Origin of the sequence: Acinetobacter sp. AOR34_HL (genome assembly GCF_027854795.1) — a bacterium.
GTDB lineage: Bacteria > Pseudomonadota > Gammaproteobacteria > Pseudomonadales > Moraxellaceae > Acinetobacter > Acinetobacter junii.
On sequence record NZ_JAKTID010000051.1, the window covers coordinates 1 to 14,491 of the forward strand.

Annotated in this window: 14 protein-coding genes, 1 tRNA gene and 1 pseudogene; 9 read left to right on the top strand and 7 right to left on the bottom strand. The window is 36.4% G+C overall.

The window, feature by feature from the left end:
• Positions 1–433: 433 nt before the first annotated feature.
• From MKL32_RS08855 to MKL32_RS08865, 3 genes are all read right to left on the bottom strand, one after another.
• Complete coding sequence (locus MKL32_RS08855) at positions 434–652, bottom strand: cold-shock protein (RefSeq protein ID WP_004915353.1); 219 nt, start codon at positions 650–652, stop codon at positions 434–436.
• 375 nt (positions 653–1,027) lie between these two features.
• Positions 1,028–1,246: a hypothetical protein gene (locus MKL32_RS08860; RefSeq protein WP_004961495.1), complete on the bottom strand. Its 219-nt coding sequence runs from the start codon at positions 1,244–1,246 to the stop codon at positions 1,028–1,030.
• 177 nt (positions 1,247–1,423) lie between these two features.
• Positions 1,424–1,500 (bottom strand) — tRNA-Met (locus tag MKL32_RS08865).
• 276 nt (positions 1,501–1,776) lie between these two features.
• Between MKL32_RS08865 and ruvC the strand changes: the two genes are divergently transcribed.
• Positions 1,777–2,322: a crossover junction endodeoxyribonuclease RuvC gene (ruvC, locus tag MKL32_RS08870; protein ID WP_039046964.1), complete on the top strand. Its 546-nt coding sequence runs from the start codon at positions 1,777–1,779 to the stop codon at positions 2,320–2,322.
• Between the two features lie 3 nt (positions 2,323–2,325).
• Here ruvC and MKL32_RS08875 read toward each other — a convergent pair whose 3' ends face one another.
• On the bottom strand, positions 2,326–3,828 hold the full coding sequence (locus MKL32_RS08875) for an NAD(P)H-hydrate dehydratase (RefSeq protein ID WP_126132596.1): 1,503 nt from the start codon (positions 3,826–3,828) through the stop codon (positions 2,326–2,328).
• A gap of 23 nt (positions 3,829–3,851) precedes the next feature.
• Between MKL32_RS08875 and queG the strand changes: the two genes are divergently transcribed.
• Both queG and bioB read left to right on the top strand, forming a co-directional pair.
• Positions 3,852–4,976, top strand: coding sequence for a tRNA epoxyqueuosine(34) reductase QueG (queG, locus tag MKL32_RS08880; RefSeq protein WP_126132597.1), 1,125 nt, complete (start codon positions 3,852–3,854; stop codon positions 4,974–4,976).
• 79 nt (positions 4,977–5,055) lie between these two features.
• The gene (gene bioB, locus MKL32_RS08885; protein ID WP_004961484.1) at positions 5,056–6,045 is read left to right on the top strand and encodes a biotin synthase BioB; all 990 of its coding nucleotides are present in this window, start codon (positions 5,056–5,058) and stop codon (positions 6,043–6,045) included.
• 49 nt (positions 6,046–6,094) lie between these two features.
• On the opposite strand, the gene MKL32_RS08890 is transcribed toward bioB, so the two are convergent.
• Both MKL32_RS08890 and MKL32_RS08895 read right to left on the bottom strand, forming a co-directional pair.
• Complete coding sequence (locus MKL32_RS08890; protein ID WP_126132598.1) at positions 6,095–6,307, bottom strand: hypothetical protein; 213 nt, start codon at positions 6,305–6,307, stop codon at positions 6,095–6,097.
• Positions 6,308–6,431: 124 nt separating this feature from the next.
• The gene (locus tag MKL32_RS08895) at positions 6,432–6,779 is read right to left on the bottom strand and encodes a hypothetical protein (protein WP_004954754.1); all 348 of its coding nucleotides are present in this window, start codon (positions 6,777–6,779) and stop codon (positions 6,432–6,434) included.
• Positions 6,780–7,256: 477 nt separating this feature from the next.
• On the opposite strand from MKL32_RS08895, the gene MKL32_RS08900 reads away from it, so the two are divergent.
• The 5 genes from MKL32_RS08900 to MKL32_RS08920 all read left to right on the top strand — a co-directional run bounded on the left by MKL32_RS08900 (position 7,257) and on the right by MKL32_RS08920 (position 12,816).
• Positions 7,257–7,790 (top strand): fimbrial protein, encoded by a 534-nt coding sequence (locus tag MKL32_RS08900; RefSeq protein WP_004961480.1) that lies wholly within the window; start codon positions 7,257–7,259, stop codon positions 7,788–7,790.
• A gap of 84 nt (positions 7,791–7,874) precedes the next feature.
• Positions 7,875–8,606, top strand: a complete 732-nt coding sequence (locus tag MKL32_RS08905) for a fimbrial biogenesis chaperone (protein WP_125318854.1) — start codon at positions 7,875–7,877, stop codon at positions 8,604–8,606.
• A gap of 62 nt (positions 8,607–8,668) precedes the next feature.
• Positions 8,669–11,221, top strand: a complete 2,553-nt coding sequence (locus tag MKL32_RS08910; protein WP_270900417.1) for a fimbria/pilus outer membrane usher protein — start codon at positions 8,669–8,671, stop codon at positions 11,219–11,221.
• The gene (locus tag MKL32_RS08915; protein WP_075696410.1) at positions 11,218–12,252 is read left to right on the top strand and encodes a fimbrial protein; all 1,035 of its coding nucleotides are present in this window, start codon (positions 11,218–11,220) and stop codon (positions 12,250–12,252) included. Before MKL32_RS08910 ends, MKL32_RS08915 begins: the two co-directional genes overlap by 4 nt.
• Before the next feature lie 270 nt (positions 12,253–12,522).
• Positions 12,523–12,816 (top strand): hypothetical protein, encoded by a 294-nt coding sequence (locus MKL32_RS08920; protein ID WP_042893690.1) that lies wholly within the window; start codon positions 12,523–12,525, stop codon positions 12,814–12,816.
• A 52-nt stretch (positions 12,817–12,868) separates the two neighbouring features.
• On the opposite strand, the gene MKL32_RS08925 is transcribed toward MKL32_RS08920, so the two are convergent.
• Positions 12,869–13,894 carry a hypothetical protein gene (locus MKL32_RS08925; RefSeq protein WP_039046970.1) on the bottom strand — a complete coding sequence of 342 codons (1,026 nt, stop codon included), beginning with the start codon at positions 13,892–13,894 and terminating at the stop codon, positions 12,869–12,871.
• Positions 13,895–14,151: 257 nt separating this feature from the next.
• On the opposite strand from MKL32_RS08925, the pseudogene MKL32_RS08930 reads away from it, so the two are divergent.
• Positions 14,152–14,491 (top strand): annotated as a pseudogene (locus MKL32_RS08930) (transposase); the annotation flags it as partial.

The window sequence follows — 14,491 nt, forward strand, 5'->3', positions numbered from 1 at the left end:
TTTAAGGTCACTCTTTGTGCCTGATAAAAAATGGCGAAAACAAGAAGAACCTCAATTGAGGTTCTTCTTGTGATATTTGTGGGACAGCAGTGCCCTTAGGTGCTTTTTAATTACAAACTTGTTACTAGCAAGACAACAAAGCTAAATAACAATGTCCCTAATGATCTTTTACACTGCACGTGAACTTCATGTTCAAACCCTTGAGTGTATTGCTCTATGTTATCCATAACCGCATGCTCATCAAATGTACGCTGATCTTTAATCTGCCGAAATAATCGTCGAATTGAAATTAGCAAAAAGTCGTAGAGCATGCAATACTTTTTTAACATTGGGTTTAAACAATTAATTTAGCAGAAGAAGAAATTTGATAGATTTATGGTTTTTTTACCATAAAAAAAGCCCACCAAAGTGAGCTTTTTTCTGCGGCATACTATTAGTTTTGAGCAACTACAGTAATACCAGTTGCTTGTGGGCCTTTTTTGCCTTGAGCAACAGTAAATGACACGCGTTGTCCTTCATGAAGAACTTTGAAACCATTGCTTTGGATTTCGCTAAAATGAGCAAAAACATCTTGTCCAGAATCAGCATGGATGAAACCAAAACCTTTAGTTTCGTTGAACCATTTAACTGTACCAGTCGCAGTGTTAGACATATCTTTAACCTATTTAAAAAATTCGGGATGCTTAGCAGCAAATAACTTGGAGTAATAAAACTTTGAGACTAAAATCTGATAAAACGAGAGGTTTAACTAAACTACGAAATTAAAGATTTGCTGAATCAACAGTGTTATTCTTCTAGTTAAGAACCACTATACACGAGTTTGCTTTTTACAAGCAATAAATATCTGCTTATTTATATAGATAATTTTCAATTATTATTTAGGAAATTAGATTTTTTATATTTAATTATTGAATTATAAGGATTTTATATTCATAAAAAAGCTAAAAAACAATTATAACTAAGAGAATAATCCAATAAAGCCCAACCTAAAAATGTAACAATATTTCTATGTTAGGCGCAAATATGACTAATTTAGTCGATACAACTGGTTTGGTGATGTATAAAAACTTCTACCATCAAGATTAAATTCAATTTCTTGACCAGATTGTAAAAGGATTTTTTTTCCTACCTCAACCCATTTAAAGCCATTAAGCGTGCTTTGCTGACGTTTGAGGGGAATAATTTGTACATTAATTTCATTGCCATTTGTGGCAGTGGCAATATGCCATTCATTGATAATTTTCAAAACTTAAATACTCATGACTGAGCTCAAGTGACAACTTGGATTTACTACAACACTAGGTAAGGAAACAGAGCATAACTAGGATTTAATAATAATTTTAGCTTTTTAGGTTTATTTCAGCTAACTCGTTACTGTTTAAGAAAACAACAACGTTTTTATAGATCACAGAGCAAAATAAATTGGATGCGGGGGTTGGATTTGAACCAACGACCTTCGGGTTATGAGCCCGACGAGCTACCAGACTGCTCCACCCCGCATCAGCGAGTTAGCTTTATACGCCCTTAGCTAATTTAATGCAAACTTTTTCTCCATAAATCTTTAAAAACTAAAATACTTGCTCATATTTAATACAAAAAAGGAAATTCTTTACGTCATTCAAATAATTCAAACAAATTTTTTAAATCACACTCCTACTAGTCAAAATCTTTTAAATCGACTCTTTAAATGACTGAAATTTTTATCCAACAAAAAATTGTACAAGGCAAAAGGCTATATGTAACAATATCAACATTCTTTTATTTTTATAGTGCTGCATGTCACTCATTATTGGTATTGATCCTGGTTCACGCTTAACAGGTTACGGAATTATTGAAAAGGACGGTAATATGCTACGCTTTGTCGATGCGGGCACCATTCGTACAGAAACACAAGAAATGCCTGAGCGTTTAAAAAGAATTTTCGCTGGTATTGAGCGTATCGTTAAATTTCACGGTCCTACCGAAGCTGCTGTTGAACAAGTATTTATGGCTCAAAATCCTGATTCAGCTTTGAAACTCGGTCAGGCACGCGGTGCTGCGATTGCCGCCTTGGTGAATTTAGACTTACAAGTAGCTGAATACACAGCACGTCAGATTAAACAGTCTGTGGTTGGTTATGGTGCAGCCGAAAAAGAACAAGTCCAAATGATGGTGATGAAACTACTTAACCTTACTATTCAACCGCAAGCCGATGCAGCCGATGCTCTAGCTGCTGCTATTTGCCATGCCCACGCTTCGGGAAGTATGAGCAAAATGGCTGTTTTAAATGCATTAGGCGGGATGGCTCGTGGACGCAGTCGTTCGAGTAGTAGAAGACGTTAAGATTTACTGATTTACAACTTGATAAATTACCTTCCCCATTTCATGTGCTTGCAAGCCTCTAATCCCTTGTTCAGCGAGTAAATCTCCTGCTTGTGCATGTAAGCTGACAATTTCATGTAATGAGACTTGCTCATGAAATTGCGCTTTTAGACTCGCAATCATGCCTGCCAGTACATCCCCCATTCCACCCGTTCCCATCCCCGCATTACCTTGAGTGCAAATCCATAATTGATCATCTAATGTCAGACTCCCTGCACCTTTAAGCACCCATTGTCCTGCATATTTTTGTTGTAGCTGATAAATCGCGGCAATTCGATCTTGTTCAATATCTGCTGCTTTACAACCCAACAAAGTTGCTGCCTCACCTGAATGTGGAGTTGCATAAACATGTGCACTTAATTGCTGCGGATATCGTGCCAAAAACCATAATCCATCAGCATCCAATACAACTTCTAAATGTGAATTTTTATTAAGTAAATCAAACCATAATTGATAGATATTTTCAGCCCATTCATCTCGTCCTAAACCCATTCCAAAACAGACTGCGTCGACTTGTGCTAATAAATGTTGAATAAGCCCTTGATCAAGCCCATTAATATCTCTCACCATAATATTAGGTGAACGCGCTAGAATTGCTTGATGATGTTTAGAATGGCAAACCACTGTAACTTTGCCTGCACCAGCATGAAAAGCAGCTTCAGCAGACATAATGACTGCCCCCCCCATATCGGCGTGTCCACCGACGACTAGCACATGTCCATAACTTCCTTTATGACCAAAGGCTTTGCGCTTCGGTAAAGCAATTCGTTCAGGAGATAAATAAGCAAGTGGTTTTAATTCTGCATCAATTGGGATCAAGCTGACTAAATGCAGTTTTCCCACATACTCCTTGCCTTGACCTGTAAACAATCCAGCTTTATATCCCAATAAGGTAAAAGTTTGATCTGCTTCTGTTGAACAAGGTAAAGCCTGACCAGTATCAGCATGAATTCCACTAGGAATATCAACTGACACTTTGAAACCTGTTTGCAGATTATAGAGGTGAATAATATTTTGCCATTTTTGATCCAGCATTCGATTTAATCCGATCCCAAATAAAGCATCTATATGACAATCGAATATGGGTAAGTCTTGGTTTATCTCATGTTCAGACAATAAATAGTCAATTGTTTGTGTATCAACTTTTTGGCTTTGAGCGTAATGAAATGCCTGTTGTAAATCCTCAGAATGACCTAGCTCTGTAGCAAACACGGTTACTTTAAATCCCTGCTGCTTTAAAAATGCAGCTATATAATAGCCATCACCTGCATTATTGCCCTGACCACACCAGACCGCGATATGGTTAATTTTTTTAGCTAGAAATTGTTTATTTAAGTTTTGCGCTATTGTCCAAGCTGCTTGCTGCATTAAACCTAAAGAAGAATTCCGTTGAGCAAACCATCGACGCTCCCATGCTTGTATACTTTGACTATCATAAACTTGGCTATGGTAAACTGATTGTTGCATGATTTTCTCCTTATTATTGGTTTATGACTTCCACTTCCTCATCTCACAACACTTCTCAAAAGATTGAGATTCAGCAGCTTGATCCTCAAGAACTTAAAACATGGATAAAAGCACAAGCTTTGGAATTGGGTTTTTCTGATTGTGTCATTGCCAAACCAGATGCTCAAGATCAAATGCCGAGATTTACAGAATATTTAAAACGCGGTTATCATGCTGACATGCACTATTTAGAGGAAAACCTAGATAAACGAGCCGACCCAACTTTGCTCGTGCCAGGCACAAAAAGTATTATCTGTGTGCGTATGAACTATCTTGTAGCATCGCCAAAGCCCCGTTATGTACCATTTGAACCAAATTCAGCCATTATCGCACGTTATGCACGTGGTCGTGATTATCACAAAGTTATGCGTGGTCGACTTAAAACTTTAGCTACACGCATCAAAGAAAAAGTTGGAGATTTCGAATCACGTCCATTTGCTGATTCAGCACCAATTTTTGAAAAATCCCTTGCTGAAAGTGCAGGTATGGGTTGGACAGGGAAACATACTTTACTTATTCATAAAAAATCAGGTTCCTTTTTTGTTTTAGGTGAGTTATTTACTTCGCTTGATCTACCTTTTGATCAACCTGCAACAGCTCATTGTGGCTCATGTACAGCGTGTATTGATATCTGCCCTACACAAGCGATTGTTGAACCTTATATGTTAGATGCTCGAAAATGTATTGCATATCTAACCATTGAATATAAAGGCATAATCCCAGAAGAATACCGCGCTGGAATTGGTAATCGAATTTTTGGTTGTGATGATTGTCAGTTAATTTGTCCTTGGAATGGCTTTGCTAAAACAGCCACAATTCCTGATTTTGATCCAAGACATAGTTTAGACAATATTAGCTTACTCGATATTTGGCAGTGGGATGAAGCTACATTTTTAGCCAACACTGAAGGCAGCCCGATACGTCGCACAGGGTATCAATCATTTAAACGTAATATTGCAATCGGACTTGGAAATGCGCCATACTCGAATGAAATCGTTGCTAAGTTGCAAGAAGCAAAACCTTGGCACGATGAGATTGTAAACGTACATATTGATTGGGCAATTCAACAACAATTGCGACAACCAGTTGTCCATCACATAGAAAAATGATGTTTTTTGCCCTTTGGCTTTGGCATGATTTCTGTATGATTAATCTCAATCTTTGTAATCAATCATCATGGATATAACAATGACCCTACGTAATGACTGGACTCGTGATGAAATCCAAGCCTTATATGACCAACCTTTTTTAGATTTAGTATTTGAAGCACAACGCGTTCATCGTCAACATTTCCAAGCAAATACCATTCAAGTAAGCACACTACTTTCAATCAAAACAGGTAAATGTCCTGAAGACTGTAAGTATTGCTCTCAATCTGCTCATTACGATTCTAAATTAGAAGCGGAAAAACGCATTGCTGTTGATAAAGTTATTCGTGAAGCTATTTCAGCAAAAGAATCTGGTTCTTCACGTTTTTGTATGGGTGCTGCTTGGCGTAATCCACATGAACGTGATATGCCTTATGTTCTCGAAATGGTTCGTGAAGTAAAAGCATTAGGTTTAGAAACTTGCATGACTTTGGGGATGCTAAACCAATCTCAAGCAGAACGCTTAAAAGATGCTGGTTTAGATTACTACAACCACAACCTTGATACTTCTCGTGAATATTATTCACACATCATCAGTACACGTAGTTTTGATGACCGTTTAAATACACTTGATCACGTGCGTCAGGCTGGGATGAAAGTTTGTAGTGGTGGGATTGTTGGTCTAGGTGAAACTCGTAATGACCGTATTGGTTTATTACATGAGCTTTCTACTATGCCCGTTCACCCTGAATCCGTACCAATTAACATGCTTGTTCCAATTGAAGGTACTCCGCTTGCAGATGTAGAAAAGTTAGATGTTACTGAATGGATTCGTACCATTGCTGTTGCACGTATTATTATGCCTCACAGTTATATCCGTTTATCTGCTGGACGTGAATCCCTTAGTGATTCTGATCAAGCCTTAGCATTTATGGCTGGAGCAAACTCTTTATTCTCTGGTGATAAATTACTAACAACACCAAATGCTGGTGAAGGTAAAGATCAAGTCTTATTTGCTAAATTAGGTTTAACTGCTGAAAAACCTAAACCAACGGTGGCAGAACTCTCTATAGATGCAATGAGTGCATAAAATATAAAAACCTTGTCAATCGACAAGGTTTTTTTCTGTACTGTGGAGATTAGATCGAAGTAACTAAAATTCCATATTTTGCATTTAGAAACATGCCTTGACGAATAATGTCTACGCCAGCAGCATGTGTTACGGATAATTCTTGTGTATGTACATCAAAATGAAATGAATCAAAAATATCTTGATGTTGCATAAGCCAAAAAATTGTATTGGCAATATTTTCATTAACCGTATAAGTGTCAGAATTGAAGTCTTTATTCATGAGATTCAATATTTTCAACTAAATTAAAAATATCATAACGAATAAATTTACTTAAAACAGCTATATAAAAAAACACTTAACCAAAGGAGATTCATGGTTAAGTGTATCAAGAGGAATTTCTAGATTATGCAGCTTGAGGACTAATAAGACTTTGTCCTGACTTCAAGCTGATCATCGCTTTAGCATTAAACTCTAAGGTTAAAACATGGTTATCAAGATGAACATGATATGCGTGAATTAATGGCTGCTGCCCTTCATCTGTCTCAAGCATGTATTCATCGGCAATATTTAAAATACCTTCAAGATTTGTTGTACTCGAAGCTCGGTCATGACTGAACAAGTCATAAATCGTTTGTAAGTTAAAGCTTGTGATCAATTCTTGAGGATGATTTTTAATATAACTTTCAAGAAATAAAACAAATTTATGAGCAAAAAAATAGTAGTTCGGTTTATGAGTATAAAGCATATTCATTGAAAACTCCTTAGCTGATTTTTTCATCTAATCATGACTAAAACACTAAGAATTGAATCTTAAAAAATTCTTAAAATAAGTTAGGTGTTTTTGTAATCTATGTAATTTTCCCCACCTATATTTAGATTTTTTAAAAATAAGCTGAACTGATTTTTTATAGTTATTGATAAGAAAAAATGAATAATATGATCAAAAAACAATCAAAAGATCTGATTTTAATCACAAAACTTAACAGTCACCCTAGGATTATTTAAATAAAATTCACTTAATAACGAAAGTTTATTAACAAAAACTAATAAGTAAACAGTAGGTTATTCAAATTATAACAATTGATAAATTTAAGTGTTGAATTTATGTGACGAAGTTTGCATTTTTTATAATGAATGGTATATTTCGCGCATTACTTATTCAGCGCAAGAATTTAACTGGAAAAGTAATCTAATTCAAACTTTTAGCTGATGTATTAGAGAAATCATTATGAAAAAACTTGCTTTGATCGCTGCACTTTCAGTTGTAGGCATCGCAAACGCTCAAGCTGCTGACGGCACAATTACAATCAATGGTCTAGTAACTGACAAAACTTGTACTATCAATACTCCTGCTGGTAAAGACTTTACTGTTACACTTCCAACAGTTTCTAGACAAACTTTAGCAAATGCTGGCGATGTTGCAGGTCGTACTCCATTCCAAATCAACTTAAAAGATTGTTCAGAAGGTAAAGTTGCAACTTACTTCGAACCAGGTGCAACTGTTGACTTCAACACTGGTCGTTTAATCAACCAAGCTACTGCTGGTGCTCAAAACGTTGATGTTCAATTATTAGGTAGCAACAACCAAGTGATTCCAGTTTTAGCTGCTGGCGCTAGCGGTGCTCAAGCTAACTCTCAATGGGTTGATGTTGTTGATGGCGGTACTGCCGACTTGAACTACTATGCTGAATACTACGCAACTGGTGCATCTACAGCTGGTGAAGTAACGACAAACGTTCAATATACAATTATTTATCAATAATTATTGATCGCTGAGTTTCTATGTTTCAGAACATAGAAACTCTTTCATTTTTATAATCTTCCGCTTTTTCAGAGAATGTAAAACATGTCATTTCACAGTTGTAATTTTTTGTCTGGCTTAGCACTCTGTTCGATGATTGCCACAGCTTCGCACGCAGAAATTGTTATTCATGGTACACGTGTCATTTATCCTTCTGATGCCCGTGAAGTAACATTACAACTTAGTAACAATGGCTCTAAACCTGCTCTGGTGCAAGCTTGGATTGATGAAGGTGATCCTAAAAGTACTCCTGATCAATCAAAAGTACCTTTCATGATTACACCACCTATTTCACGTGTTGAAGCGACAAAAAGTCAAACGCTCAGAATTACAGCTCTGCCAAATGCCTCTACGTTAAATCAACAACAAGAATCTGTACTCTGGTTAAACGTACTAGACATCCCACCAAAGCCAACGGCTAAAGGTGGAGAAACAGTACCTGATAATTTTTTACAACTCGCAATTCGTTCTCGAATTAAATTCTTTTATCGCCCTTCAACGATCAAAGAAGATGCCAATTTAGCTGCAGATAAATTGCAATGGCAAAAGTCTGGGCAAAGTCTTGTGATTAAAAATCCGACTCCATTCCACATTACGATGACTTCTATTTTCCAAGTGAATGGCGATAAAAAAGTCGATTTATTGCCTCAAGGCCTAATGTTAAAACCTTTTTCAGAAGATCGTGTTCAATTAAAAACGTCATCTACTGAAAAAATGAGTTTTATCAATGTTAATGATTACGGTGGACGCGTCGAAAGACCAATTAAGCTCCAATAATCATTCATTATTTCTTATAACCAATAATTTTAAGTACCTATACCGTATAGGCGAATTTTATTATGTCAAAACGGCACGCACCATACAGATTATTAAAGCGTCATATTTGTTTTTACCTTACATCAGGCATAATCAGTATGACTACGCCAATCATGGTGTACGCGGATGAATCTACTCCTAATAATGCCACGGAGGCTGAGTTTGACTCATCCTTCTTGATTGGTGATGCTCAGAAAATTGATATTTCACGCTTTAAATATGGTAACCCTGTTCTACCAGGTGAATACAACGTTGATGTCTACGTGAATGGTCAATGGTTCGGTAAACGCCGTATGATGTTCAAGGCGATTGATCCTAAGCAAAATGCAACAACATGCTTCAATACAAGCACGTTACTCGAATACGGTGTTAAGCAAGAAATTTTGAAACAGACTCAACCTATTCAATCAGCTAATAGCTGTATGAAAATTGAAGAATGGATTGACGATTCGTTTTATGAATTTGATACTTCAAAATTACGTGTAGATATTTCAATCCCACAAGTTGCATTACAAAAAAATGCTCAAGGCTATGTAGATCCAAGTATCTGGGATCGTGGGATTAATGCTGGTTTTCTATCATATAGTGGTAGTGCTTATAAAACATTCAACAATAATAGTGATAATAAAGAAACAACTAATGCATTTATGGCTTTAACAGCTGGTGCAAACATTGCTGGCTGGCAATTACGCCATAATGGTCAATGGCGCTGGCAAGATCGCCCGCCCGATAATGAAAGTAAATCAGACTATCAAGCGACAAGCACCTACTTACAACGTGCTTTTCCTAAATATCGTGGCGTACTTACCTTAGGTGATAGTTTCACAAATGGTGAAATCTTTGACTCTTTCGGATATCGAGGTGTAGATTTTTCAAGTGATGACCGAATGTTGCCGAATAGCATGCTCGGCTATGCCCCTCGTATTCGCGGAAATGCAAAAACCAATGCTAAAGTTGAAGTACGTCAACAAGGTCAACTGATTTACCAAACTACAGTTTCACCAGGAAGTTTCGAAATTAATGACCTCTACCCAACAGGTTTTGGCGGTGAGTTAGAAGTATCGATTATTGAATCAAATGGTGAAATACAAAAATTCGCTATTCCTTATGTATCTGTAGTGCAAATGTTGCGCCCTGGTATGAGTCGCTACTCTGTTACTGCAGGTGAATTTAGAGATAATGATATTAATATCGACCCTTGGGTTGTACAAGGTAAATACCAAAGAGGTATCAATAATTACCTCACTAGTTATACAGGTTTTCAAGCAACTGAAAAATATGCTTCAGTATTGGCTGGTGCAGCATTTGCAACGCCAATCGGAGCAATTTCATTAGACCTCACCCACTCTGATGCTGATTTTGAAAGAAAAAAATCACAAACGGGGCAAAGTTATCGACTGAGCTACAGCAAGTTGATTACATCAACGAATACAAACCTCACACTCGCGGCCTATCGTTATTCGACAGAGAATTACTACAAATTACGTGATGCAATTTTAATTCGTGATTTGGAAGATCGCGGTTTGAATAGTTACGCTGTGGGTAAACAGCGTAGTGAATTTCAAATCACCTTAAACCAAGGCTTACCTGATGGTTGGGGTAATGTCTATATGGTCGGCTCATGGGTGGATTATTGGAATCGCAACGAAAGTAGTAAGCAATACCAAATTGGTTATAGTAATAATTACCAAGGATTAACCTATGGTATCTCAGCGATAAACCGCCAAGTAGATTATGGATCTAGTAATCAAACAACTGATACAGAATACTTGATGACACTGTCCTTCCCATTAAGTTTCAAAAAACATTCAATGAATGTGAATGCTAATGCATCAGAAGATTCCAGAACTGTAGGCGTGAGTGGAACTGTAGGTGATCGTTTCAGTTATGGATCATCAGTCACACATCAAGATCGTAGCAATCCTACACTTAATGTAAATGGTCGATATAAAACCAACTATGCAACAGTGGCTGGATCTTATAGTGTTGCAGATTCATATGAACAAGCCATGGTTAGCGTTTCAGGTAATATTGTTGCACACAAAGATGGCCTGTTATTTGGGCCAGAACAGGGTCAAACGATGGTTCTTGTCTATGCCCCTGATGCAGCAGGTGCTAAAGTTAACAATACTACTGGATTAAGTATTAACAAGAAAGGTTATGCCGTAATACCTTATGTGACACCTTACCGCTTAAATGACATCACTTTAGATCCTCAAGAAATGTCGACCAATGTTGAGTTAGAAGAGTCTAGCCAACGAGTAGCACCATTTGCAGGAGCTATTTCAAAGGTTGATTTCGCAACCAAAACGGGATATGCAATTTATATTGCGACTAAAACAGCTAAAGGTGAAAACCTACCATTTGCAGCTCAAGTTTTTGATCAAAATAATGAGTCTGTTGGAATAGTTGCACAAGGTAGTATGGTTTATCTTCGCACACAAAAAGCAACTGATCGTCTCGTTGTAAAATGGGGTGACGATAGTACTGAACAATGTGAAATAACTTACGATGTTTCATCTCAATTAGAGAAAGATCAAAACAACTTAATTATGACTGAGGCGGTTTGTAAATGAAGAAAATACTAATCACTGGTGCTTTGTTGACAACAGGTCTTGGTTTTACAAGTTTAGCAAATGCAGCTTGTGCACCTACAGCTGGCTTCACAACAAAAATAATCAGTATGGCTGTGGGACGTGTTGTTGTTCGTCCTAGCGATGAAGTTGGCAAGATCCTACGTAAAGCAACTTTTGGAATTGATCCAAATAATTCGACAATTAATTGCACCCGATATTCAAGTGGAACTGTTCGAGCAGATTTAACTCAAAGTTATTCAGTCAGTCCTCTTGGCAATAATATTTATAGTACAAATATTCCTGGTATTGGAATTCGTTTATATCGTGAAGCACAAAATAACTCAAATTTTTCTGGATATTATCCTTATTCGAGAAATATCAGTGGTGGTTCTTCTTGGGGAGGCACTAATTATTCATTAGATACTGGATATTTTGTTGTTGAAATCGTTAAGACAGCTTCACAAACTGGTTCTGGAGCATTAGTCCCTGGTCAATACAGTCGATATTACCTAACCTCACACCCCAATCAACCGATTTTAACTAGTCATGTTTATGGTGATGCTATTACAATTGCATCATCTTCTTGCGAGATACAAGGTAATATCAATAAAGTTGTTACTCTTCCAACCGTAACAAAATCTGGTTTCACAGGTGTAGGCTCTACACAAGGCGCACAAACATTTGATATGAATATCTTATGTAATGGTGGAGACAATCCGACGGGTTATGAAGAAAAAAATCTCATTAGTTTAAGTTTTGATTACGTTCAAGATGGTACGAACAATCAAGTTATGCAAAATACTGCACCCGCATCTACAAAAGCAAATGGTGTAGGTGTGCAGTTACTTTGGAACTATAACAATAAAAATCAAATCATTAAGAAAGGCGACAAACTTGAATTGGGCACGGTGAACTCAAATCAAACATTGCAATACAATGTTCCTATGACTGCACAATATTATCAAACTGCCACTAACGTCACTGCTGGGACTGTACGTGCAATGGCGACTGTGACCATTGAGTATGATTAATTTAGATTGATCTAAAGTTTCCATTCACCTCAAATTATGTAAATTTAATTTGAGGTTTTTTTATTTTTTAATTACTACATCACAGATTAATTAAAATAAGAAAAATAACGCACAATAAATTAAAATTTGAATTAAAAAACAATTCAGCATTAAAAATGCTAAATACAACACACTTTTAAAACCAAATTAATCAAACAGTTAAATTAATATTGCCTAAATTATATTTTTTATGATATTTAATAATTAATACATTAAATAAAGGCATAAAAGATGTATAAAATAATATATAAATTTAGCTTAATAATAGCTTTCTTAGGATTAGGTTCAATTGCGAATGCAGCAAATACGATTCAATTCAAAGGAAACATTATAGTGGAAACGTGTTCAATTTCACAAAAAACAAAAGATTGTGAAGGATTAAGCAATATTAAAGACAATATCAAAGTAAATACTCATAATTTATCAAGTCTGATAAATGAATCACAAAAAAATGAAACTGTTGAAATTAATTTAGTGAAGGAAAAAGACCAAAACAAAGCTGTATTAATGGTGAGTTATTATTAATTTATTTTTTTCAATAAAAAAAAGCTCATCACGCGATGAGCTTTTTTAGTATTTAGGTCTTTGTGCCCTTACATACAATATCCGCTATTTTTCCAGCAGATTCATTAAAAATATAAATTAGATTTGGATCTGTAACACATACTGATGCCTGAAATAAGTCTCTCACAAATATCCAAATATTAAATTGAGTATCTTGCTGTGAACTACTACGTTGAGTTTGAGCATATTGGTTCGCTGCATTCGTGAAAATGCTACTCCATTTTTGGCCAAATCCCTCAAGTTGCGCTTCCGAGTACCCTCTGAGATCAATTACTTGATCAACACGAGTAGAGTTAGGACTGTAAATAACAATAAATGGTCCATTTGAATACGCAATACTAGGATGTAGCTTGCTTAACTCACTTGCGGCAAGTGCATAATCATAGACCTTTAAAATCTGATTACAATCTGTCGTATCCTGAGGAATCTCTTGAGATACTGGTACTTTGGTAACGACTTGCTCCTCAATTGTCGCATTATAATAGTTAGATACGTCCTCGGTTGTCTCTAGCTGTACAAAGCCTTTACACAATGCCATGTTCAACTTTTTGGCATTTACACTATTTCTAAAGAAAATAGCTGCTGAAGGACGAATACTATTCGCAACTGGAGGTAAATCCGCTAAAGTTGTGGTGAACTGACGAGACATGTAATCAGTAGAACTAATAGGTGTGATTACCATTGCTGGTGGCGGGGCTGGTGCTGAAACAGGATGAGTTGCATGGCTAGTAACAGTATGAACTTTTTCGATAGTATTAACTTTACATCTACTACCAGACTCAAATTCGATTTCAGTTAGACCAATCAGCTTTGTTTTCTTAATATCTTGATCAACACCTAAAAACTTAACTTTGTAGGTAGTACTATTATCAGACACAAATTTCTGACACTCTGGAGACTTGATATAAGCAATTCTTTCTTCTGTTATGAAAAATAAATCCTCTCCATCTTTCTCGAGAGTACCAGACACCTCTGCAAAACTTGAACTTGTAACAGTTGCAAGAAGCACACCTAGCCATATCCTTTTATGTATTAGCATTACACCATCCAAAAATAAATTTACATTTTGTAGCTAATTTAATACATAAGCGTTGTTATTGAAATTAGAACGATGAGGTTTTTTTGAATTAGTAGTAATTTTTTATTAACACAAACTGAATAGCCACCAAAATTCTAGACACACATAACCATCTTTTGGACTGCCACCACTCTCCTAGACAAATTTCGTCTATTCTTGGACTGCCACCACTCTCCTAGACAAATTTCGTCTATTCTTTTTGCATAGGAGAGAACATTATGAGTGGACAACGATACACCCCAGAATTTAAAGATGAAGCTGTTAAATTGATTACCGAACGTGGATATTCTGTCACTGATGTGGCTGAACGTTTAGGTGTATCACAGCACAGCATTTATAAATGGCTAAAGGCCGTACAGCCTTTACGCAACAACCCTGATGAACATGAACTACTCGAAGCAAAGAAAGAGATCCTTCGTCTTAAAAGTCAGCTTAAGCAAACTGAAGAAGAGCGAGATATCTTAAAAAAGGCCGCAAGGTACTTTGCAAGCCTGCCCGAGTAAAGTATCAGTTTATCCTTGAGTACAGCCATCAATTTAAGATTAAAACGATGTGTCG

Bases quoted from the DNA above. Each gene is read 5' to 3' on its own strand.
- MKL32_RS08855 (WP_004915353.1), bottom strand. From the start codon at position 652: ATGTCTAACACTGCGACTGGTACAGTTAAATGGTTCAACGAAACTAAA.
- ruvC (WP_039046964.1), top strand. From the start codon at position 1,777: ATGTCACTCATTATTGGTATTGATCCTGGTTCACGCTTAACAGGTTAC.
- MKL32_RS08875 (WP_126132596.1), bottom strand. From the start codon at position 3,828: ATGCAACAATCAGTTTACCATAGCCAAGTTTATGATAGTCAAAGTATA.
- queG (WP_126132597.1), top strand. From the start codon at position 3,852: ATGACTTCCACTTCCTCATCTCACAACACTTCTCAAAAGATTGAGATT.
- bioB (WP_004961484.1), top strand. From the start codon at position 5,056: ATGACCCTACGTAATGACTGGACTCGTGATGAAATCCAAGCCTTATAT.
- MKL32_RS08890 (WP_126132598.1), bottom strand. From the start codon at position 6,307: ATGAATAAAGACTTCAATTCTGACACTTATACGGTTAATGAAAATATT.
- MKL32_RS08895 (WP_004954754.1), bottom strand. From the start codon at position 6,779: ATGAATATGCTTTATACTCATAAACCGAACTACTATTTTTTTGCTCAT.
- MKL32_RS08900 (WP_004961480.1), top strand. From the start codon at position 7,257: ATGAAAAAACTTGCTTTGATCGCTGCACTTTCAGTTGTAGGCATCGCA.
- MKL32_RS08905 (WP_125318854.1), top strand. From the start codon at position 7,875: ATGTCATTTCACAGTTGTAATTTTTTGTCTGGCTTAGCACTCTGTTCG.
- MKL32_RS08910 (WP_270900417.1), top strand. From the start codon at position 8,669: ATGTCAAAACGGCACGCACCATACAGATTATTAAAGCGTCATATTTGT.
- MKL32_RS08915 (WP_075696410.1), top strand. From the start codon at position 11,218: ATGAAGAAAATACTAATCACTGGTGCTTTGTTGACAACAGGTCTTGGT.
- MKL32_RS08920 (WP_042893690.1), top strand. From the start codon at position 12,523: ATGTATAAAATAATATATAAATTTAGCTTAATAATAGCTTTCTTAGGA.
- MKL32_RS08925 (WP_039046970.1), bottom strand. From the start codon at position 13,894: ATGCTAATACATAAAAGGATATGGCTAGGTGTGCTTCTTGCAACTGTT.